Source organism: Agromyces humatus (genome assembly GCF_021228295.1).
Classification (GTDB): domain Bacteria; phylum Actinomycetota; class Actinomycetes; order Actinomycetales; family Microbacteriaceae; genus Agromyces; species Agromyces humatus.
The window spans coordinates 77,728-96,985 of the sequence record NZ_JAJQPD010000010.1; the positions used below are offsets into that span (position 1 = coordinate 77,728).

22 protein-coding genes and 1 pseudogene are annotated in these 19,258 nt (G+C 70.4%); 10 read left to right on the forward strand and 13 right to left on the reverse strand.

The window, feature by feature from the left end; genetic code table 11:
• Positions 1-10: 10 nt before the first annotated feature.
• Entirely contained in the window at positions 11-841 is an 831-nt protein-coding gene (locus LSF15_RS15855) for a DUF948 domain-containing protein (RefSeq protein ID WP_232499531.1), read from the reverse strand.
• 144 nt (positions 842-985) lie between these two features.
• Here LSF15_RS15855 and LSF15_RS15860 point away from each other — a divergent pair, with 144 nt between their 5' ends.
• The gene (locus LSF15_RS15860) at positions 986-1,396 is read left to right on the forward strand and encodes a YchJ family protein (protein WP_232499532.1); all 411 of its coding nucleotides are present in this window, start codon (positions 986-988) and stop codon (positions 1,394-1,396) included.
• On the opposite strand, the gene LSF15_RS15865 is transcribed toward LSF15_RS15860, so the two are convergent.
• Positions 1,375-2,223 (reverse strand): MBL fold metallo-hydrolase, encoded by an 849-nt coding sequence (locus LSF15_RS15865; RefSeq protein ID WP_232499533.1) that lies wholly within the window; start codon positions 2,221-2,223, stop codon positions 1,375-1,377. The two genes, LSF15_RS15860 and LSF15_RS15865, sit on opposite strands and share 22 nt — an antisense overlap.
• A 195-nt stretch (positions 2,224-2,418) precedes the next feature.
• On the opposite strand from LSF15_RS15865, the gene LSF15_RS15870 reads away from it, so the two are divergent.
• On the forward strand, positions 2,419-3,063 hold the full coding sequence (locus LSF15_RS15870) for a GTP pyrophosphokinase (RefSeq protein WP_372460043.1): 645 nt from the start codon (positions 2,419-2,421) through the stop codon (positions 3,061-3,063).
• A gap of 28 nt (positions 3,064-3,091) precedes the next feature.
• On the opposite strand, the gene LSF15_RS15875 is transcribed toward LSF15_RS15870, so the two are convergent.
• Positions 3,092-3,772, reverse strand: coding sequence for an ArsR/SmtB family transcription factor (locus LSF15_RS15875; RefSeq protein ID WP_232499534.1), 681 nt, complete (start codon positions 3,770-3,772; stop codon positions 3,092-3,094).
• Positions 3,773-3,836: 64 nt separating this feature from the next.
• On the opposite strand from LSF15_RS15875, the gene LSF15_RS15880 reads away from it, so the two are divergent.
• The gene (locus LSF15_RS15880; RefSeq protein ID WP_232499535.1) at positions 3,837-4,676 is read left to right on the forward strand and encodes a cytochrome P450 family protein; all 840 of its coding nucleotides are present in this window, start codon (positions 3,837-3,839) and stop codon (positions 4,674-4,676) included.
• Entirely contained in the window at positions 4,660-5,448 is a 789-nt protein-coding gene (locus LSF15_RS15885; RefSeq protein WP_232499536.1) for an isocitrate lyase/PEP mutase family protein, read from the forward strand. The genes LSF15_RS15880 and LSF15_RS15885 overlap by 17 nt, the downstream gene beginning before the upstream one ends.
• Positions 5,449-5,478: 30 nt before the next feature.
• Here the strand turns inward: LSF15_RS15885 and LSF15_RS15890 are convergent, their stop codons facing one another.
• The gene (locus LSF15_RS15890; protein WP_232499537.1) at positions 5,479-6,678 is read right to left on the reverse strand and encodes a cytochrome P450; all 1,200 of its coding nucleotides are present in this window, start codon (positions 6,676-6,678) and stop codon (positions 5,479-5,481) included.
• Between the two features lie 126 nt (positions 6,679-6,804).
• Here LSF15_RS15890 and LSF15_RS15895 point away from each other — a divergent pair, with 126 nt between their 5' ends.
• The 3 genes from LSF15_RS15895 to LSF15_RS15905 are packed head-to-tail and all read left to right on the forward strand — an operon-like array spanning position 6,805 to position 10,357.
• Positions 6,805-7,647, forward strand: coding sequence for an IclR family transcriptional regulator (locus tag LSF15_RS15895; protein ID WP_232499538.1), 843 nt, complete (start codon positions 6,805-6,807; stop codon positions 7,645-7,647).
• Positions 7,644-9,362, forward strand: a complete 1,719-nt coding sequence (locus LSF15_RS15900) for an HAL/PAL/TAL family ammonia-lyase (protein WP_232499539.1) — start codon at positions 7,644-7,646, stop codon at positions 9,360-9,362. Before LSF15_RS15895 ends, LSF15_RS15900 begins: the two co-directional genes overlap by 4 nt.
• Positions 9,359-10,357 (forward strand): PDR/VanB family oxidoreductase, encoded by a 999-nt coding sequence (locus LSF15_RS15905; protein ID WP_232499540.1) that lies wholly within the window; start codon positions 9,359-9,361, stop codon positions 10,355-10,357. Before LSF15_RS15900 ends, LSF15_RS15905 begins: the two co-directional genes overlap by 4 nt.
• A gap of 8 nt (positions 10,358-10,365) precedes the next feature.
• Here the strand turns inward: LSF15_RS15905 and ligD are convergent, their stop codons facing one another.
• The 3 genes from ligD to LSF15_RS19225 are packed head-to-tail and all read right to left on the reverse strand — an operon-like array spanning position 10,366 to position 12,214.
• Positions 10,366-11,385 (reverse strand): non-homologous end-joining DNA ligase, encoded by a 1,020-nt coding sequence (gene ligD, locus LSF15_RS15910; RefSeq protein ID WP_232499541.1) that lies wholly within the window; start codon positions 11,383-11,385, stop codon positions 10,366-10,368.
• A gap of 53 nt (positions 11,386-11,438) precedes the next feature.
• Complete coding sequence (locus tag LSF15_RS15915; protein WP_232499542.1) at positions 11,439-11,723, reverse strand: DUF2277 domain-containing protein; 285 nt, start codon at positions 11,721-11,723, stop codon at positions 11,439-11,441.
• Complete coding sequence (locus LSF15_RS19225) at positions 11,630-12,214, reverse strand: EamA family transporter (RefSeq protein ID WP_372460041.1); 585 nt, start codon at positions 12,212-12,214, stop codon at positions 11,630-11,632. The genes LSF15_RS15915 and LSF15_RS19225 overlap by 94 nt, the downstream gene beginning before the upstream one ends.
• Here LSF15_RS19225 and LSF15_RS19230 point away from each other — a divergent pair.
• Positions 12,189-12,404: pseudogene (locus LSF15_RS19230) on the forward strand (LysR substrate-binding domain-containing protein); the annotation flags it as partial. The gene LSF15_RS19225 and the pseudogene LSF15_RS19230 sit on opposite strands and share 26 nt — an antisense overlap.
• 5 nt (positions 12,405-12,409) lie before the next feature.
• On the opposite strand, the gene LSF15_RS15920 reads toward LSF15_RS19230, so the two are convergent.
• Both LSF15_RS15920 and LSF15_RS15925 read right to left on the reverse strand, forming a co-directional pair.
• On the reverse strand, positions 12,410-12,916 hold the full coding sequence (locus LSF15_RS15920) for a nitroreductase family deazaflavin-dependent oxidoreductase (protein ID WP_232499543.1): 507 nt from the start codon (positions 12,914-12,916) through the stop codon (positions 12,410-12,412).
• Positions 12,917-12,966: 50 nt separating this feature from the next.
• Positions 12,967-14,025, reverse strand: a complete 1,059-nt coding sequence (locus tag LSF15_RS15925; RefSeq protein ID WP_232499544.1) for a YihY/virulence factor BrkB family protein — start codon at positions 14,023-14,025, stop codon at positions 12,967-12,969.
• Between the two features lie 223 nt (positions 14,026-14,248).
• Between LSF15_RS15925 and msrB the strand changes: the two genes are divergently transcribed.
• Both msrB and msrA read left to right on the forward strand, forming a co-directional pair.
• A complete protein-coding gene (msrB, locus tag LSF15_RS15930; protein WP_232499545.1) occupies positions 14,249-14,737 on the forward strand; it encodes a peptide-methionine (R)-S-oxide reductase MsrB in 489 nt (162 codons plus the stop codon).
• A complete protein-coding gene (gene msrA, locus LSF15_RS15935; RefSeq protein ID WP_232499546.1) occupies positions 14,734-15,255 on the forward strand; it encodes a peptide-methionine (S)-S-oxide reductase MsrA in 522 nt (173 codons plus the stop codon). The genes msrB and msrA overlap by 4 nt, the downstream gene beginning before the upstream one ends.
• Before the next feature lie 75 nt (positions 15,256-15,330).
• Here the strand turns inward: msrA and LSF15_RS15940 are convergent, their stop codons facing one another.
• The 4 genes from LSF15_RS15940 to LSF15_RS15955 all read right to left on the reverse strand — a co-directional run bounded on the left by LSF15_RS15940 (position 15,331) and on the right by LSF15_RS15955 (position 19,247).
• Entirely contained in the window at positions 15,331-16,200 is an 870-nt protein-coding gene (locus tag LSF15_RS15940; RefSeq protein ID WP_232499547.1) for an aggregation-promoting factor C-terminal-like domain-containing protein, read from the reverse strand.
• A gap of 267 nt (positions 16,201-16,467) precedes the next feature.
• Positions 16,468-17,310: an aggregation-promoting factor C-terminal-like domain-containing protein gene (locus LSF15_RS15945; protein WP_232499548.1), complete on the reverse strand. Its 843-nt coding sequence runs from the start codon at positions 17,308-17,310 to the stop codon at positions 16,468-16,470.
• A 297-nt stretch (positions 17,311-17,607) separates the two neighbouring features.
• Entirely contained in the window at positions 17,608-18,402 is a 795-nt protein-coding gene (locus tag LSF15_RS15950) for a ferritin-like domain-containing protein (RefSeq protein WP_232499549.1), read from the reverse strand.
• A gap of 29 nt (positions 18,403-18,431) precedes the next feature.
• On the reverse strand, positions 18,432-19,247 hold the full coding sequence (locus LSF15_RS15955) for a hypothetical protein (protein WP_232499550.1): 816 nt from the start codon (positions 19,245-19,247) through the stop codon (positions 18,432-18,434).
• Positions 19,248-19,258: the final 11 nt, after the last annotated feature.

Sequence of the window (19,258 nt, forward strand, 5' to 3'; positions counted from 1 at the left end):
AACCGGTCGATCAGTACCAGTTGACGGACTGCGAGTGCCCCCATGCACTGCACGGGTTGCCGTAGCGGTCGGCGATGTAGCCGAGACCCCAAGCGACCTGCGTCGCGGCGTTCGTCGCCCAGTCGGAGCCGGCCGAGGCCATCTTGCTGCCGGGAAGCGCCTGCGGAATGCCGGTCGCGCCGCTCGATGCGTTCATGGCCGTGTACGACCAGCCGGACTCCTTCTGCCACAGCTGCACGAGGCACTGGAACTCGCCCTCGCCCCAGCCGTACTTCGAGGCCCCGATCTCGCGGGCTGCCGCCTTGGCACCCTCGGGGGTGTTCTGGCGCGCGAGCGCCTCAGCCGCGGCCTTCGCCTTCTCGGCCTGCACCCGGTCGTACTCGGCCGCGGCGATCCGGGCCTTCTCGGCCTCGGCGCGGGTCTGGGCTGCGAGATCGACGACGTCGTCGATCGGGAGGGTCTCGTATTCGCCGAGCGAGGCGACCGACGAGGCGAGGCTCGACGCATCGACCTTGCCGTCGACGGCGGCCAGCGTGGCGTTGGCGGCCGTGATCGTGTCCTCTGCGTTCGCACGCGTGCGCTCGGAGGCGATCGTCGCGTACGCGTCGAGCTGCTCGTGCTGCACGCCGGACGACTCGGTGAGGGCCGTCGTCGCGTCGATCGCGGCCTGGGTGGAGATCGCAGACTGCACCGTGAAGCCGGTGCCGACGACGAGGCCGGTCGCGGCGATGGCGCCGGCGATGATCAGGCGCTTGCGGTTCGTGCGTCGGCGGCGGGCGCCGCGGCGGGGGTGGAGCGAGTCGAGTTCGGTTTCGGGCGTGTCAGAAGTGTCGTTGCGCATAGGTTCAGTGGGTCGCTCGGCTGTGATGTGGTTGGGGGACGGCCCCCGAGCGCGGGCACAAGTCAGACACTCTGCCGGGTGAATCTGGACAGATCCTCGGTTTCACCTGTGCAGACCATGGGTGCCCCGCTCGATACTTGAGGCATGCCCACTGCCGAACCCCCGCCTGCGCCGGCTCCCGGTGACCGCTGTCCGTGCCTGAGCGGGGAGGTCTTCGGCGCCTGCTGCGGGCGGTTGCTCAGCAGGTCGGCGCTCGCCCCGACCGCGGTGCAGCTCATGCGGTCGCGCTACACGGCGTTCGTCATCGGCGACGCGGGATACCTGCTCGCGACGTGGCATCCGTCGACCCGCCCGGCAGCACTCGAGACCGATGCGTCGCTGCGCTGGTACCGCCTCGACATCGTGCGCACCGACCGGGGCGGCCCACTCGACACCTCGGGCGTGGTCGAATTCGTCGCCCGCTACCGCGCCGACCGCGACCGGGGCGAATTGCACGAGACGAGCCGCTTCACCCGCGAGGAAGGCCGCTGGTACTACGTCGACGGCGACGTCTGATCAAGCTGAACGTAGGCACGTTCGACCGCACTGACGAGGAAGTCGAGCGGGATCGGCCAGTCGTGGTGGCGCGCGAGCGCCTCGACAGCCGTGAGACCGTCGTCGTGCGCGGCTCGCAACCGGTCGGCGACGAGCCGCAGCTGACCGGCCTGCCGGGAGACGAACGTGCGATCGACGACGCGGCCGTGACCGGGAATGACGAGATCGCGCGGCGCCATCTCGTCGGCGAGGGCGGCGAGGACGCCCGGCCACTGCAGCGGAAAGCTCCCTGAGCCGTACATGGGCGGCCCCGACTCCTCGACGAGGTCGCCGAGGATCCACACCCGCTCGGCCGGGGCGAACACGACCAGGTCGGTGTCGGTGTGCGCCGGCGGCTGCGGGAGGAGATCCACGATGCGACCGCCGAGATCGAGCGTCGTCGGCGTGCCGACCGGATGCGTCGGCGGCGTCAGCCGCACGTCATGCCAGTGCCGCCCGGGCTCCCGCGTCGGGTCGGCGCGCCACGCGGCGAGCCGCGGCTCCTCATGCTCGGCGAAATGGATCGCGATGTTCTCGTGACCGTGGATCGCGGCATCCGTCGCCGTGTCGGGGCCGAAGACCTGATTGCCGAACGTGTGATCGAAGTGCGCGTGCGTGTTCACGATCCACCGCACCGGGCGGTCGAACCGCTCGCGCACGTCGTCGCGCAGCGCCTCCCCCTCGCCGGGCTCCGCCCGGGTGTCGACGAGCAGCACGCCGTCGTCGCCCTCGATGACGACGATCGAGATGTCGAAGGGGTCGTAGCGGCGTTGGTGGATGCCCGGCGCCACGCTGTGCCATTCAGCCATGACTCGAGCGTAGCGATCAGCCCGCAGCGAACTCCGGGGTCGAATCAAAGGGAACCCAGAGGATCCCGCCGTACGGTGGAGCACGTGACCCCGCTCGACGGAATCCAGTCAACGAGACATCCGAAGACCCCGCCCATGCTCACCGACCGCGCCCAGCGCACCCTCGAGACCATCGACGGGCAGACGCTCGACGAGATGCGGGCGCTGCGCGACGAGACCGAACGGTTCATGCTGCGCTACAAGTTCGGCATGGACGAGGTGATCACGAAGCTCTCGATCCTGCGCGAGGAGTTCAGCCAGACGCACGATTACAACCCGATCGAGCACATCTCGAGCCGGCTGAAGAGCCTCGACAGCGTCATCGACAAGATGCGGCGCAAGGGCATCGAGCCCACGTTCGACACGATCCGCGACACCATCACCGACATCGCGGGCGTTCGCATCACGTGCAGTTTCGTCTCCGACGCGTACCGCATCTTCGAACTGCTCACGGCGCAGCGCGACATCCGTGTGCTCAAGGTCAAGGACTACATCAAGGAGCCGAAGGAGAACGGCTACCAGAGCCTGCACGTGATCGTCGAGGTGCCGGTGTTCCTGTCGACGGGCGCGCACCCCGTGGCCGTCGAGGTGCAGATCCGTACGATCGCCATGGACTTCTGGGCGAGCCTCGAGCACAAGATCTACTACAAGTACGACAAGCAGATCCCGAAGGAGCTGCTCGACGGGCTGACCGACGCGGCGCACACGGCTTCAGAGCTCGACGCACGCATGGAGCGACTCCACCGCGAGGTGCACGGTGCGCCCCGGCTGCCCCACGCGAACCGGGACATCGCGGTCTGAGTCGAACCGCGGCCACCGCGGCCGTAGATCAGGCGAGCGCGGCGAACTGCGCCCGACCTTCGGCGGTGACCCGCAGGGATCGGTCGCCGGCCACGCGCGCGACCCATCCGTCGTCGAGCAGCCGCACGAGCAGGTGCGCACCGAGCCTTCCTGCGATGTGCGGCCGGCGCTCGGTCCAGTCGAGACAGCCGCGCACCGCCGGCCGTCGTGAGGCGATCGCGATCGCCGACGCGATGCCGAGACGGGCTGCGAGCGGGCCGCGAGCATCGAGGACGGCCCCCGGCGTACCGGCGACGAGCGGGGCGAGGGCGCCCTCGGCGACGAGCGCATCGGCCAGGTCGAGCGCGACTCGGCCCGCGAGGTGGTCGTAGCACGAACGCGCCTCGGCGAGCCGTGAGGTCGCCTTCGACTGCGAGTACGAGGTCACCTCGCGGCGCGGTGCGAGCAGCTGGAGCGCCTCGACGGCGTTCGCCACCTCTGGTCCCGCCAGCGAGAAGTAGTGGTGGCGACCGAGCCTGCGGCCGGTGACCAGCCCGCCCTCGACCAGTTGCGCGAGGTGCGCACTCGCGGTCGAGGGCTTCACCCCGGCGATCCCCGCGAGGTCGGAGGCGGGCAGCGCACGGCCGTCGAGCAGTGCGAGCAGCATCGCGGCACGTGCGGGCTCCCCCATGAGCCGGGCGGGCGTGGCGAGGTCGGCGTCTCCGTCCATGCCCCCACGATACGTCGGGCACACTTCGATGGGCGCCGAAACGTTGCGGTCGTACGGTGGCACCATGACGATCATCTCCGATCCCGGCCAGGTCGAACGCATCCTCACGGATCCGGGATTCCGAGTCCCCGAGGCGGATGTCGCGGCGACGGGCCCATTCGATCGATTCCGGGCAACGGTCTCGCGTTTCGCGAACGGCTCGATCCACGATGGCCGGCGCGCGCAGCTCGACGCACGCCTCACGCACCTGAACCTCGGAGCGCTCGCCGACGCCGCCACGACGCGAACGAGGCGCGCGCGGGCGCTCGCCGATCGCACCGCCCACGACGCGGCCGCCCTGGCCGCTCACGTTGCGCGCGGCGTGCCCGTCGCGAGCCTCGCCGACATGCTCGGGTTCGACGAGGCCGACGGGCTCGCAGAACTCGTGGCCCTCGTCGCCGATCGGTATGCCACCGGGGTCGCGGACGACCCGGTCGCCGAGGATGCCGCGATCGAGCGCCTGCTCGCGCTCGCGCCGGGCGCCGACGCCGGCACCCGCGCGCTCGAGGTGCAGCTGCTCGTACAGGCGTGGGCGGCCACTCGCGCCGTCATCGAGAGCGCGATGCGCCTGCTCGCGTCCGACGACCACGCCCGGCACTCGACCTTCGAACTGCTGCGCGAGGCACTCGAGCAGGACGCCCCCGTGGCGGTGACGCGCCGAGTCGCACCCAGCGGTGAGCTCGTGGTCCTGCGCCTCGACGGAGCAGACCTCGCCTTCGGGACGGGCGCCCGTCGTTGTCCGGCGCCGCACCACGCCATCGTCATCGCGACGGCGGCGGTCGATGAACTCAGGCGACCGCTCGACGTCCGCGACGCCGTGCCCGCCGAACGCGAGGAGGGATCGCCCGATGCTGACGCCGACTGAGTTCCGAAACCTCCACCGGCCCGGCTCGCCGCTCTTCCTTCCGAATGCGTGGGACCTCGCTTCGGCGCGCTGGCTGCACGCGTCGGGTCATCCCGTCGTGGGGACCACGAGCCTCGGCGTCGCGTTCACTGCCGGCCCGCGCGACGGTGCCGGTGAGATCGCGGAGGACACGCTCGGCCTCGTGCGGAGGATCGCCGGCGCGGGAATCGCGGTCACGGCCGACATCGAGGCGGGCTTCTCGAGTGATCCCGCCGAGGTCGCGTCGTACGTCGCCGAACTGGCCGGCCTCGGGGCGGTCGGGGTCAACATCGAGGACTCCGACACCGCCGGTCAGCTCGTCGATCCATCGCTCGCGGCCGCGAAGATCTCCGCGATCGCCGCGGCCGTACCGAACCTCTACCTGAACGCGCGTACTGACGTGTTCTGGATCGGCGGCGACGCCGACACGGCCTCGAGGCACGCCGACGCGGTGGCCCGCGCCGATCGCTACCTCGCGGCCGGGGCGACGGGGGTGTTCGTGCCCGGCGTGCTGGCGCCGGCCACCGTCTCTGCGCTCACCGCATCGATCGCGGCGCCGCTCAACGTGCTCGTGCAGCAGCGCATCCCGGTCGCGGAACTGGCCCGCCTCGGCGTGGCGCGGGTCAGCACCGGCTCGCTCCTCTTCCGCGCCGCATTGGGAGCACTTGCCGAGACCGCGACCTCGTCGGGCGAAGGCGAGTTGCGCCAGCCGACCAGCACTCCGAGCTACGACGACGTCGTCGCGCTCGACTGACGACCCGGCTCGGTCCTCTGCATGCGAAGGTCAGGCCGCGACGAGCTCCACCGGGAGCGACGACCAACCCCTGAGCGTGGTGTGCAGGAACCGACGCTGCTCGCCGGCCGGTCGCAACTGCTTCACTCGCGTTGCGAGTGTGGTGAGCAGCACCTCCATCTCGAGTCGTGAGATCGGCTGGCCGACGCACTGGTGGATGCCCATCCCGAAGGCGAGGTGGCCGCCCGCCTGGCGATCGATCGTGAATCGCGCCGCGTCGTCGCCCCACTGCTCGGCGTCGCGATTGGCGGCACCCGGGAACACGAGCACCTTCGTCTCGGCGGCGAGTTCGATGCCGTGGAAGACGGTGTCGACCGACGCCGTGCGGAAGAACGACTGGAACGGCGACTCGATGCGAAGCGCCTCGTCGATGGCGAACCTCACGAGGCGGGGGTTCTCGTGCACCCGCGCCCACGCGTCGGGGTCGGCCAGCAGGCACGCGAGTGTGTTGCCGATCGCCAATGCCGTGGTGTCGAGCCCCGCCGAAAGCAGGGCGCGCACGAGCAACGTCGCCTGATCCGAAGTGATGCGCCCGGCGTCGGCGTGCTCCCAGACCTTCGCTCCGAGCCCGTCGGGCATCAGGTTCTCGCGCGCGCAGTTCATCATGACCCAGTCCCGGGTGCCCTCGCCATGTGCGAAGTACGCACGGGAACGCTCGTTGTCGGGCCCGAATGCACTGAAGTTCATGGCGCCATGGGGCAGGAGGTTCTCGGCGCGCCCCTCGCGCGGAATGCCGACCGCGTCGCCGAACGCATGGATCGGAAACACCTCGGCCATATCGCCGACCGCATCGACCGTGCCCCGCTCCACGAGGTCGTCGACCAGTTCGTCGGCGAAGACCTGGAACCGGTCACGGAGCGCACGCACACCGCGTGGCGAGATGACGTCGACCATGGCGGTGCGCATCGCCGTGTGGATCGGAGGATCCGACTCGAGGATGCCCTGCGGCCGCCATGCCGGTTCATGGTGGAGGTTCTTCGGGCCCACACCGGCGCCCGAGACGAAGGTGTCGTGATCGACGAGGATCTCGCGGACGGGCGCGTGCCGCGTGAACGCGGCCACGCCGTGGCGCGTGAGCCAGACCGCCGGGCCCGCGGCGCGCATGCGTTCGAAGAGCGGGTACGGGTCGGCGAGATTCGCGTCGTCATAGGGGTCGTCGTCGAAGTGCGGCAACTGCTCGGGGGTCGTCATGGGCGTCACCGTAGCCCGCGGCGGCGACGGGCCGCCAGCGCGATTCCCAGTGAGTGAGAATCGCTCTTGTCAGTCCGCTCGTTCGGGGTCGAGCATGGTGCATGACGAGGACGAAGTGAGGTGACCATGGCCGAGTCGCTCTCGAGCCGCGATGCGTCGGCGTCGGCGGTGATCGGTGCCGACTCCTCGCTCGAGCGCGGCCTCGCGATCCTCGAGGTGATCGCGGCACCGGGCGAGCACACGCCGGCCGCCATCGCCGCGGCGGTCGGACTGCCGCCGAGCACCACTTACCGATACCTGCGCCGGTTGGGCGAGCGCGGCTTCGTCGCGGCCGCCCATGGCCGCTACGAACCCGGCCCGTCGCTCATCGGCCTCGCCGGCGGCAACTTCGCGACCACGTTCCTGGCGTCGGTCGCACCGGCGGTGCTCGCCGGGATCGTCGACGAGGTCGGGGAGACCGCGGTGATGATCGTGCGGGTCGGCACGCATGCCGTGTGCGTGAGCCGCGCAGAACCCGACAAGGCGATCCGGTACACGTTCGCCGTGAACCAGTTGCTGCCGCTGCATGCGGGCGCGGGGCAGCGGGTGCTGCTCGCCTGGGCGCCGCCATCGATCGTGGAGCGAGTGGTCGCGAGCGGGCTCACGCGGTACACCGATGCCACCCTCGACGCGGCACGGTTGCGCGCGAGCCTGCATGCCACCCGGCAAGCGGGCTGGACGGTGTCACGTGGCGAATACGACACGGGCTCCGTCTCGGTCGCGGTGCCCGTGTTCTTCGGCGGTGAGGCCGTCTGCTCGCTGAACGTCGCCGGCCCCGAGTCGCGCTGCGGCTCCCGCGAATGGGTCGCCCGCGTGCGAACCCTCCTGAGCGACGCGGCACGGGACCTCAGCGAGTCCCTCGAGGCATGGTCGCCGCCGACACCGGCGCCAACCGAATCGTCCACCCCGATCGACCCGGAGATCACATGACCGCACCCACTCCCCTGCTCATCGGCGATCGTCCCACCAGCGTCGACGACCTCGTCGCCGTCGCCCGTGATCGCCGTCGTGTCGCTCTTGATCCGGCATGCCTGTCGCGCATGATCGCGAGTCGCGCATGGGTCGACGACCTCATGCGCGGCATGGCCGCCGGAGAACCCGTCGAGCCCGTGTACAGCATCAACACCGGGTTCGGGTCCCTCGCCGGCCGCGCGGCGTTCGATGACCCGGCCGATGCGGCAGAGCTCAGCCGTCGGCTCATCCTCGCCGACGCGACCGGGGTCGGTCGCACGGTCGATGAGGAGGTCGTGCGCGCGACGATGCTCATCCGCGCGGTGAGCCTCGCACAGGGTCACTCGGGTGTCGACCCAACGCTCGTGCAGGGCGTCATCGACATGCTGAACCATGACGTCTACCCGGCCGTGCCGGAGTTCGGCTCACTGGGCGCCAGCGGCGACCTCATCCCCCTCGCTCATATCGCGATCGTGCTCACCGCACCGCCGACGGGCGACGACGATCCCCTCGACTCGGGCGAGGCGATCGTCGACGGGCATGTCGTCAGCGGGGTCGAGGCCATGCGGCACGCCGGACTGACACGCGTGCGCGTGACCGCGAAGGACGGCCTCGCCCTGCTCAACGGCACCTCCTTCTCGGCAGCCCAGGCGGCGCTCGCCCTCTGGGATGCACGGGTGCTGCTCGAGACCGCGCAGATCACGGCGGCGATGTCGATCGAAGCCCTGCTCGGGTTCGGCGACGCATTCATCGCCGAGTTGCACGAGGCACGAGGGCAACGGGGGCAGATCTCCGTCGCCACCCGGATGCGGCAGCTCCTGGCGGGCAGTCGCCTCGTGACGGGCGACCGCGATCACGATCCCATGCGCCAACCGCCGCAGGACGCGTACTCGCTGCGATGCGTGCCGCAGGTGTACGGGCCCGTCGCAGACACCCTCGACTTCGTCGAGGGAATCCTGCAGACCGAGATCAACGCGGCCACCGACAACCCCCTGATCTTCCCGTCACTGCCGGCGTCGCGGTCGCTGAAGGCCGTGTCGGGCGGCAACTTCCACGCCGAGTACGTCGCCTTCGCCGCCGACTTCCTCTCGATCGTCGTCACCGAGATCGGCAACATCACCGAGCGACGACTCTTCCGTCTCGACGACGGCACCCTGAGCCGGGGCCTGCCCGACATGCTCGTCGCCAGCGCCAAGGTCGGACTCGACTGCGGCTACATGCTCCCGCAGTACCTCGCAGCAGCACTCGTGTCGGACTGCAAGACGCTGGCCCACCCCGACAGCGTGGACTCGATCCCGACCTCGGCGAACCAGGAGGACCACGTCTCGATGGCCAACAACGCCGGTCGTCACGCGCGCCAGATCGTACAGAACATCCAGCATGTCGTCGCGACCGAGCTGCTGATGGCAGCACAGGCGCTCGAACTTCGATGCGCGATCGACGGGGTCGGCACTCACTCCGCCGACGACATGGGCACCGCGAGCCGCGCCGCCCTCGCCCTCGTTCGCGCGACGCCCGCGAGCGACGGGCGGCCCATCGGCCACCTTCGCCGCGATGTCGCGCTGTATCCGCGACAGCGGGCGGCGCACGCGCTCGTCGCGCAGGGCGAGGTCGTCCGCGCGGTCGACGCCGCCCTCGACGCCGTCGCCGGCCCCGGCTCCGGCTCCGGCTCCGGCCCGAGGGACGACTCATGACCACGACCGTGTCGGCCAATGCCCTCCTCGCCCTCCGGGTCGTCCGCCTCGAGCCCGCCGCAGCCGGGGTGCGCGCGATCACGTTCACCCGGGACGACGGCGGCGCGCTTCCGCGATGGCAGCCCGGCAACCACCTCGAACTGCGGCTTCCGGGCAGGCTCGTGCGCCACTACTCACTCTGCTCCGATCCCACGAGTCGCGACGTATGGCGAATCGCCGCACTCGACGAACCCGACGGACGCGGCGGCTCGGCGTTCCTCTGCCGTGAACTGCGCGATGGCGACGTACTCGAATCCTCACCCCCGCGCGACAACTTCCGCTACCGCGACGGCACGCATCCGCAGCTGTTCGTCGCCGGCGGCATCGGAATCACTCCGCTGGTTCCGATGATCGCCGCGGCCGAGGCATCCGGTGCGCCCTGGAGGCTGTTGTACCTCGGACGCAGCCGTGCCTCGATGGCGTTCACGGCCGACCTCGATCGCTTCGGCGATCGGGTCATGGTGCACCCGAAGGATGCGGCCGGCTCGCTCGACCTCGGCACCCGGCTCGATGCGCTCGACGCCGAGCTCCGCTCGACGGCCCCGGCCGGCGAAGCGGCTCAGCTCTACGCCTGCGGTCCGACCCGACTCATCGACGCGGTCGTCGGCTGGGCCTCCGCGAGCCCCGACCGGGCGACGCGGGTGCATGTCGAGCGCTTCACCGGTGTCGACGCATCGCCGCGACTCGACGACGCCCCGTTCACCGTCGAACTGCCCGATGGCACCGAGATCGCGGTCGCCGCCGACGAATCGATCCTCGAGGCCGTGGGCCGATCCGGGATCCCCGCCTTGAACTCCTGTCGCGAGGGAGTGTGCGGCACCTGCGAGACCCCGGTGATCGATGGCATGCCCGATCATCGCGACCACCTGCTCAGCGACGAGGAACGGGCGAGCAACGAGACGATGATGATCTGCGTCTCGCGGTGCATCGGTGCACGGCTCGTGCTCGACCTCTGACGGCGCGGTCAGCCCTTGCGCGCGCGGCTCGGCTGCACGCGCATCGGCTCACCGGGCATCTTCGGGAAGTCGGGCGGGAACGGCAGTTCACCGAGCCCGTCATCGAGGTCGCGTTGCCACCACTCGAGCACCGTGTCGATGCGGCCGGGGTGCTCGTGCATCGTCGCCCAGGGGTCGCCGTGCTCGGCCAGCCGCGCCGGGACGCTGCGAATCGTGTGCTGCCCGGGGTCGGTCGCCTCGACCTCATCCCACTCGATCGGGCACGACACGGTGGCGGTCGGAAGCGGGCGCGGGCTGTAGGCGCCCGCCATCGTGCGGTCGCGGTTCGCCTGGTTGTAGTCGATGAAGATGCGGTCGCCGCGCTCCTCCTTCCACCATTTGGTGGTGACCTCGTCGGGCATGCGTCGCTCGAGCTCGCGCCCGAGCGCGATCACCGCGTGGCGCACGTCGAGGAATTCGTGCTCGGCGTCGATCGGCGCGAAGACGTGGATGCCGCGGCTGCCCGACGTCTTCACGAACGCGGTGAGGTCGACCTCGGCGAGCAGCTCGCGAAGCGCGAGGGCGACCGGCACGGCTTCGGCGAATCCGGTGCCGGGCTGAGGATCGAGGTCGATGCGCAGCTGATCGGGGTTGTCGCTGCGCCCGGCGCGCGACGCCCACGGATGGAACACGATGGTGTTCATCTGCGCCGCCCACACGGCGGTGGCCGGCTCGTCGATGACGAGCTGCGGGTGGCTGCGCCCGCTCGGATAGGTCACCGGCACCGACCGCACCCACTCGGGTGCGCCCTTCGGCGGATTCTTCGAGAAGAACTGCTCGCCGTCGACTCCGCCCGGGAAGCGTTGCAGTGAGATCGGCCGATCGCCGTTCGCCGCGACGAACGCATCGCCGACGGCGACGAGGTACTCGGCGAGTTCGAGCTTGGTGATGCCCGTCTCGGGCCAGATCACGCGTGACGGACTCGAGATGCGCACGGTGCGATCGCCGTGCGGACCTGGGACAGTGATCTCGATCGCGTCGGCGGCCATGCCAGCGACGCTACTCCCCTTCGTGCGCGGTGCGCAGCGACCCCGCCGCGTGCCTATGCGCTCGCGGGCAGCTCCGCGTAGCGACGTGCGGCGCGGGCACGTGCCTTCGCCGCCTCGACGTCGCGGTCCTTCGGCGGGGCCGTGGTGACGAGATCGTCGAGCAGGTGCTGCGTGATGTGCGCGATCTCGGCGACGGCACGTTCGAACGCCTCGGCGTTCGCCTTCGACGGTTTCGTCGACCCGCTCACCTTGCGCACGTACTGCAGCGCCGCCGCGTGCACCTCGTCGCTCGTCGCGGCCGGTTCGAAATTGTGGAGGGTGTGGATGTTCCTGCACATGCCCCGATGCTAACCCCGCAACACGGGAGCCGGGTCGGTTCGGGGGGAACCGACCGCGCGATCGGCACGACCGCCGCGACCCAGGGTGCGGCCTCGAATCGACCGAGCGCGACCACACCGAGCCCGATGACGCCGACGAGAGCGCCGACGAGCTGCATGCGGGTCGGTCGCTCCCGCAGCGCCAGCGCACCGATGATCAGGGTGAAGATCATCTGGCATTGCAGCACGACGGCGGCGAGTCCTGCCGGCAGGCCGAGGTGCATGGCGGTGAACAGCAGCCCGAACTGCCCGGCACTCATGAACAGCCCGATGCCGATGATGACCCGCCACGGCGCGTTCGGCTTGGGCACGAGGAACACGAGGGGCACTGCGACGAGCAGGAACCGGTCTCGCAGCAGGTGAAGAAGCTCGAACGCGAACTCGACGCGGTCCTGCTCGAGCGACGCGGGCGCGGCCTCGCTCGTCGAACTCGCCCGCGACGGAGTCGCCATCGCCCTGGTACCGCGTCTCGGCCGAGCTCGGCTCCCCGCCGGTGCGGTCGCCCGTCCACTCAGCGACCACAGCCAGGTGCGCGAGGTGCGCGTCGCCTATCGCCGCTCGATGGCCGACAGTCCGGTCATCCGTCGCGCGGTGCGCCTGCTCGCCGAATCAGGCGCGCGCGCAGGCCGCACCGAACCATAGGCCCCTCACATCGCGGGGCTGCGGCGGTCGGCGACCGGACGCAACAGGAAGAGCCGGACGACACGCCCCGAATCGCGTTCGTAGTGTCGGTACCCGGGCCATTGCGACTCGATGCGCGCCCACGCCTCGTCGCGCTCGTCGTTGCCGACGAGAGTCGCCCGCACCGGCATGCGCCGGCCACGCACCGTGATCGAGGCATCGGGGTGCGCGATCAGGTTGTAGGTCCACCCCGGATGCCGCTCCTGCGCGAACGTCGTGCCGGCGACGATCGCCCGACCGCGGCCGTCGGCCGTGTACATCAGGTGGGTGTCACGTGGCTCTCCCGATCTCGCGCCGATCGTGTGCAGCACGAGCGACGGCACGAGCAGTCCGCTCAACTGCACGCGCCCGCCCGAGATGCGCCCGACGACCCACTCGAGCGGCGGCAGCACCACCGGCGCGAGGGCCCGGAACACGCGGGTGCGGGTCAGCGGCGCGATGACGGAGCGGACGATCTGCTGCACGGTGGGCATCCGCCCAGTCTCGTCGCCGACGAGACGCCCCGGAAGGCCCGATCTCAGGCTCACCCGCTTCGCGATGCCGCACGCTCGCGCTCGACCGCGGCTCGGGCATCTGCCAACTCGGCCGCCGCGATCGACGCGCGGCGCTCCGCGCGCTGCATCCGCCGGATCGCAGCGGTCGGGGCGCCGTACCGGGCGCTCACCCGATCACGCTCATCATCGATGCCGGTCACGATGTAGGCGGCGGCGATCAGGATGACCTGAGCCGAGAGGTTGAACCACAGCAGCAGCGCGATGAGCGACCCGAACGATGCGAGCAAGGGGTTGGCGGTCGCTCCGCCCACGAAGAGGCTCGAGAGTTCCTGCAGCCCGGTGAGACCGATGCCGCCGATGACGGCGCCGCTCCACAGCGAGCGCGCACTGGGCCGAAGGCCGGACAGGATCCGGAACATGGCCGCAACGACGACCGTGTCGATCGCGAAGATCAGGACGATCGAGAGCACCCGGAGCGTGCCGTCGTACGCGGGATCACGGGTCGACACGCCGAACCAGCCGAACACAGTGTCGACTGCCGCCGTGCCGAAGAAGGTCACGGCTGCGGTCGCGGCGAGCAGCGCCCCGAATCCGATCGCCAGCACGAGATCGCGCGCGAGGACCCAGACGAAGAACGTCTGCTCGTCGGGAAGGTCGCCGAGGGTGCGGAACGCGATGCGCAGCGACCCGATCGCACCGATGGCCGCGCCGACGAGGCCGAGGAGCGCGAGTGCACCGGCGATGCTGAGCGTGAGCGGCTGCACGAGATCGTCGGGGTGGATGAGCCCTTCTTCGCCGACGAGTCCCGGAATGACGGCGTCGAGGGTCTCGATGAGTGCCCGCATCGCCTCGGGGCGACCGGCGAGCCACAACCCCGCGATCGCGAAACCGAGGAACACTCCGGCGAACACCGAGAAGAGCGTGCGATACGTGATGCTGTCGGCGAGCATGGCGCCGTGGTGCTCGAGGTAGCACAGCATCGCCCGCACCGGCTTCCTCGCCAGCGCCCACGCCGTCACTCGCTCGGTCAACGCGATGACCCCGGCGAACGGCCCACCCGGTCGCTTCTGCTTCTGATCGTCCCCCACCCCATCAGGCTACTGAGCCGAGTGCGGAGCTGGGCAGGTCGCCATGCTCGACGACCATCCTGACGATCGCGCGCTCACAGCGAAGTCACAGCGGACAGGGGTGTGATGCGGAACAGCAGGGCGCCGTCACCCGTTCTCCCTGATGACGCGCGAGCACTCACCGATGGTGGGTGCCCGGCGTCGAGGCGCCGCAGCCAGCGTCGCCGATGAAGGAGGAACGACCTTGTCAGAGGATTACCGCAAGACTCAGGAGGCGGTCGCCCGTCTCACCCCCGAGCAGTACCGAGTGACGCAGGAGGATGCGACCGAGCCCGCCTTCCGCAACCGGTACTGGAACCACCATGAGCCCGGTATCTATGTCGATGTCGTCTCGGGCCAGCCGTTGTTCGCATCGACCGACAAGTACGACAGCCGATCGGGCTGGCCGAGCTTCACTCGGCCGATCGATGCCGACGCGGTCACCGAGAAGGTCGATCGCTCACTGTTCATGAAGCGGGTCGAGGTGCGTTCGGCGGGTGCCGACAGCCACCTCGGCCACGTCTTCGACGACGGGCCCGCCGACGCCGGCGGCCTACGCTATTGCATGAACTCGGCCGCACTGCGATTCGTGCCGCTCGCCGAGTTCGAGGCGCAGGGGTACGCGCAGTACCGCGACCTGTTCACGACGACGGATGCCGCGTCCGCGACATCCGAGAAGGAGGACGCATCATGACCGACCGCACCGAGACCGCCATTCTCGCCGGCGGGTGTTTCTGGGGCATGCAGGACCTGATCCGCAAGCGCCCGGGAGTCGTTTCGACCCGCGTCGGCTACACGGGCGGGCAGAACGCGAACGCCACGTATCGCAACCATCCCGGGCACGCCGAGGCGATCGAGATCGTCTTCGACCCCGAGCAGACGAGCTACCGCGACATGCTGGAGTTCTTCTTCCAGGTGCATGACCCGTCGACGCTGAACCGTCAGGGCAACGACATCGGCACGAGCTACCGCTCGGCGATCTTCCCGCAGAGCGGCGAGCAGCAGGAGATCGCGCTCGATACGATCGCCGACGTCGACGCATCGGGGCTGTGGCCCGCGAAGGTCGTCACGACGATCGAGGAGGCCGCCCCGTTCTGGGAGGCCGAGCCCGAGCACCAGGACTACCTCGAGCGCTACCCCAACGGGTACACCTGCCACTTCGTGCGGCCCGGGTGGAAGCTGCCCAGGCGCGATGCCGAGACGGTCGCGTAGCCTCGACTGAACGACGAAGGGCCGCGGTGGATGCGATCCACCGCGGCCCTTCCGCGTTCTCGTGAGCGCTCTGGCCTAGTACCAGCCCACCGACTCCGAGTGGTCCCACGCCCCGCAGGGGCTGCCGTAGCGGTCGGCGATGTAGCCGAGGCCCCAGGCGATCTGCGTTGCGGGGTTGGTCTGCCAGTCGCTGCCGGCCGAGGCCATCTTGTCGCCGGGCAGCGACTGCGGGATGCCGTACGCGCCGCTCGAGGGGTTCTGGGCGTAGACGTTCCAGCCCGACTCACGGTCCCAGAGGGAGACGAGGCAACCGAACTGGTCGGCGCCCCAGCCGCGCGCGGCGAGCATGTCGCGGGCGATCGCCTGCGCGCCGCTCGGGTTCGAGGGGCCTGAAGGACGTGACGTGCCCGAGGATCCCGAGTTCTGCTCGGCCTCGCCTGCGGCGGCAGCCTCGGCTGCAGCCTTCGCCGCGGCCGCGGCAGCCGCAGCGGCCTTCGCCTTCTCGGCGGCGACGCGGTCGGCTTCGGCGACGGCGGTCGTCACCTCGGCGGCATGCTCCGCGGTGACATCGGCGAGCTCGAACACCCGCTCGGGGGCGAGCAGGCGGAAGTCGCCCAGTGCCGCGACCGACGATGCGAGCTCGGTCGCGTCGGCCTTGCCCTTCGCCTTGGCGAGCGTGTCCTTGGCACCGGTCAGGGTGTCCTGCGCGTCCTTCACGGCGCGCGCCTCGAGGATGCCGGCGTGGGAGCCGAGCTGCTCGACGCGCAGGTCGGTCGCTGCGCTGAGCGCCTCGGTCGCGGCGATGCTCTCGTTCTGCGCGGCAACGGCCGACTGCAGGGCGAAGCCGCTGCCGACGAGGGCACCGACAGCGACGACGGCACCTGCGGCGATGACGGGTCCTCGGCGCCAACCGCGACGGCTGCGCAGCGCCCTGCGGGTGAGCACCGGAGTGCCCTCGGAAGGCGGGTTGGGGGTGTTGTGCTTGGGGGAATCAGGGGAAGAAGACTGGTTCTGCATAACTTTCACGTGGCGGTTCGTGATGCTTGGCGCGCCACGATCCTTCTCTCGACGTTCCTCAGACGCGGGGGCGCCTGGGCGAAGTGGCCAGTCTGACGAGATGTTCTGGACGAAACCTCATATATTTCTGTGAAAGTCATCCGAACCTGGTTGCGGTCGGTGCCCCCGATCGTCGAATGCCGGGCACCCGACCGTCTAGTACCAGCCGTTGGCCTCGACGTGCGCCCAGGCGCCGCAGGGAGTGCTGTAGCGGCCGGCGATGTAGCCGAGTCCCCAGATGATCTGGGTGCGCGCGCTGGTCGCCCAATCGGCTCCGGCGGAGGCCATCTTCGAGCCGGGCAGCGCCTGCGGGATCCCGTACGCGCCACTCGGATTGCTGGCGTAGACGTTCCATCCCGACTCGTAGTTCCAGAGCGCCACGAGGCATCCGAACTGGGCCGGACCCCAGCCGTACTGGGCCGCCATCAGGTCTCGCGCAATCGCCTGGGCCTCGCTCGGGTTCGCCGGCGGAGCGGGCGACGACCCCGGTCCTGCACTCGACTGGTCGGGCGAGGACGGCTCGTCCTGCGCGGCGGCCGCCCGCTCGGCTTCGGCGCGCTCGGCGGCCGCGCGCTCGGCCGCCGCCTTCTCGGCCGCGGCCTTCTCGGCGGCGATGCGGTCGAACTCGGCGACCTCGGCACGCACCGTCGCGGCCTGGGCGTCGGCGATGTCGACGAGTTCGAAGATGCGTTCGGGCGCGAGCAGTTGGAACACCCGCAATGCGGCCACGGATGCCTCGAGCTCGGCGGCATCGGATTTGCCGCGTGCCGCGGCGATCGTCTCGGCGGCCCCGTCGAGGGTGATCTCGGCATCGCGGGCCGCCCGGGCGGTGAGCATGAGTCCGTGAGCGTCGAGCTGGTCGGCGGCGAGGTCGACACTCGCGGTCAGCTCCTCGGTCGCGGCGATGCGCGCGGCAGTCTCGTCCGCCGCGGTGCGCACGAGCAGCCCGGTGCCGGTGGTCGCGGCGATCCCGACGACCGCGCCGATCGCGAGCACCATCCGCCAACGATCCCCGCGCGCCCGGTTCGGTCGTGGCGCAGCCTCGCCCGCTGGTTCGGACGCGGACGTCTGGGGGTTCTGGGGGTCGTCTCGCATGTGGATCACCGTGGAATCGCGCCGCTCACGTGCCGATCGATTCCGGTCGCTCGGTCCACGAGCGCCTTCCGCTCGCGGGAGTTGCCAATATCGGCGAAAGAATAGGGAGCCTTCCTCAGGTCCGCAACCCCCGGTACAGCCGGCGTTCAGCCACCGTCCCCACCGCTCACAGCCGGCGTCGAGGCCGCGATCCGACCGTGCTCAGGCAGGGACGCCGAGACGGTCGAGGGCGTCCTGCACGATCGTGAGCCCGCCGAGGCCCGGCATCCCGCTGATGCTGTCGTCCACCTTGCGCGCCGCGCGGCGCCCCTGGGGGCCGCTCATGAGGTGGGTCATGACGTGTCGCACGTCGTCGACCGAATTGATGCTCGAGCCGACCGGCGCCCAGAACCGGCTGAGCGCGAAGCGTGTCGCCTTCTGCGCCTTCGTGCTCGCCGTGAGCCGGTCGCGCGCCTGAGAGGTGTAGAACGCGACGTGCCTGGCCTCCTGCTTCGCGATGCGGCGCAGCAGTTCGGCGAGCACCGGATGCTCCTCCAGTTCCGCCATGCGCTGGTAGGCCGTGATCGCCGACCACTCGTTCGCGGCGCCCCACGACATGTGCACGGCGACGAAGTCGGCGCCGACGAGGGAGCCGAGGACCGACTGCTTGATGGGGTCGAGCCGGTCCTTCCAGCCCAACTTGAGCCGGTTCGCCTTGAGCACGTCGTAGTCGACCGCAACGCCGTGCATCGCGAGCACTGCGGCGAGCGCCTCGCCGTGCCAGAACTCCTCGCGGTTCCACATCGTCATGAAGGCGCTGACGTCGGGCTCGCGGTGCGACGGCGTGGTCAGCAGGTCGCGGGTGTAGCAGACCGTGTGGTATTCGACGTCGGCCATGTACCGGAGCGTGCGAAGCGAGCGCTCGGGCAGCGGGTGCCGCCGGAAGTCGTCGAGGTCGAGGTCGTCCCAGTGCACGCTGACGGACGTCGCGGTGTACCTGTCGATGTCGAACGCCACTGGGTCCCCTTCGGCTTGCATCCATGCACTCAGTCGGCCGCGTCGCGCGCGAGGCTCGCGCGGACGGCCGACGCGGCGGATGCCCCGATCCCCGGCAGCTCGGCGATCCGCCGTTCGAGCGATGAGAGGCGCTCGGCGCCGGCTGCGCCCGACCAGGCGAACCGCGCCAGCGCCCGCAGGCGCACGGGATCGATGGCGGCGGCACCGAGCGGCCACGGCGAGCGGCGCAGTTCGCGGCGCGCGAGTCGCGCCGCGCTCGGCGAGGCCGCGAGCCGGCGGCGGGACTCCTCCTCGAAGAATGCGGTGTGCCGTGCTTTCACCGCGAGGATCGTTTCGATGACGGCGGTCAGTGCGCCGCCGTCTGCGGCGTCGCTCGACAGTCGCTCGTAGACGTCCTGCAACGCCCAGTCGTCGACGAGCCCCGCCATGGTGTGCGCGCCGACGATCGGCTCGCCCTGGACGAATCCGGCGAGCGCCCGTCGTACCGGTCCGCGCGCGTGCCGGGTGCCACGACGCGTGGCTGGGGCATCCGCGACCCCACTCGACGCGGACGACCCCCCGGCGTTCGCGTCGACGATCGCGCCAAGCGCGTCGGCGATCCAGAACTTCTCGAACGCCCAGGTCACGAGGAACGCGGTCACTCGGGCGTCTTTGTGCGTCGGCGTCACGAGCACGTTGCGGAGGTGCGCCATCGTGGCGCCCTCGAGGTCGCCGAGCGCCCCGAGCACGACCACTGCCTCGGGTGCGAGCGGCGCTGCGCCGAAGCTCGTGAGGTCGAGCTCGTCGCGCAGGCTGCCGCGGGCCGTGCGAGTGAACTCGCCGACATCGAACTCCCGCGTCCGCATGCCGTTCAAAC

Excerpts from the sequence above, each read along its gene's own strand:
- LSF15_RS15855 (WP_232499531.1), bottom strand. The coding sequence starts at position 841 with ATGCGCAACGACACTTCTGACACGCCCGAAACCGAACTCGACTCGCTC.
- LSF15_RS15860 (WP_232499532.1), top strand. The coding sequence starts at position 986 with ATGCCCACTGCCGAACCCCCGCCTGCGCCGGCTCCCGGTGACCGCTGT.
- LSF15_RS15865 (WP_232499533.1), bottom strand. The coding sequence starts at position 2,223 with ATGGCTGAATGGCACAGCGTGGCGCCGGGCATCCACCAACGCCGCTAC.
- LSF15_RS15870 (WP_372460043.1), top strand. The coding sequence starts at position 2,419 with ATGCGGGCGCTGCGCGACGAGACCGAACGGTTCATGCTGCGCTACAAG.
- LSF15_RS15875 (WP_232499534.1), bottom strand. The coding sequence starts at position 3,772 with ATGGACGGAGACGCCGACCTCGCCACGCCCGCCCGGCTCATGGGGGAG.
- LSF15_RS15880 (WP_232499535.1), top strand. The coding sequence starts at position 3,837 with ATGACGATCATCTCCGATCCCGGCCAGGTCGAACGCATCCTCACGGAT.
- LSF15_RS15885 (WP_232499536.1), top strand. The coding sequence starts at position 4,660 with ATGCTGACGCCGACTGAGTTCCGAAACCTCCACCGGCCCGGCTCGCCG.
- LSF15_RS15890 (WP_232499537.1), bottom strand. The coding sequence starts at position 6,678 with ATGACGACCCCCGAGCAGTTGCCGCACTTCGACGACGACCCCTATGAC.
- LSF15_RS15895 (WP_232499538.1), top strand. The coding sequence starts at position 6,805 with ATGGCCGAGTCGCTCTCGAGCCGCGATGCGTCGGCGTCGGCGGTGATC.
- LSF15_RS15900 (WP_232499539.1), top strand. The coding sequence starts at position 7,644 with ATGACCGCACCCACTCCCCTGCTCATCGGCGATCGTCCCACCAGCGTC.
- LSF15_RS15905 (WP_232499540.1), top strand. The coding sequence starts at position 9,359 with ATGACCACGACCGTGTCGGCCAATGCCCTCCTCGCCCTCCGGGTCGTC.
- ligD (WP_232499541.1), bottom strand. The coding sequence starts at position 11,385 with ATGGCCGCCGACGCGATCGAGATCACTGTCCCAGGTCCGCACGGCGAT.
- LSF15_RS15915 (WP_232499542.1), bottom strand. The coding sequence starts at position 11,723 with ATGTGCAGGAACATCCACACCCTCCACAATTTCGAACCGGCCGCGACG.
- LSF15_RS19225 (WP_372460041.1), bottom strand. The coding sequence starts at position 12,214 with ATGGCGACTCCGTCGCGGGCGAGTTCGACGAGCGAGGCCGCGCCCGCG.
- LSF15_RS15920 (WP_232499543.1), bottom strand. The coding sequence starts at position 12,916 with ATGCCCACCGTGCAGCAGATCGTCCGCTCCGTCATCGCGCCGCTGACC.
- msrA (WP_232499546.1), top strand. The coding sequence starts at position 14,734 with ATGACCGACCGCACCGAGACCGCCATTCTCGCCGGCGGGTGTTTCTGG.
- LSF15_RS15945 (WP_232499548.1), bottom strand. The coding sequence starts at position 17,310 with ATGGTGCTCGCGATCGGCGCGGTCGTCGGGATCGCCGCGACCACCGGC.
- LSF15_RS15955 (WP_232499550.1), bottom strand. The coding sequence starts at position 19,247 with ATGCGGACGCGGGAGTTCGATGTCGGCGAGTTCACTCGCACGGCCCGC.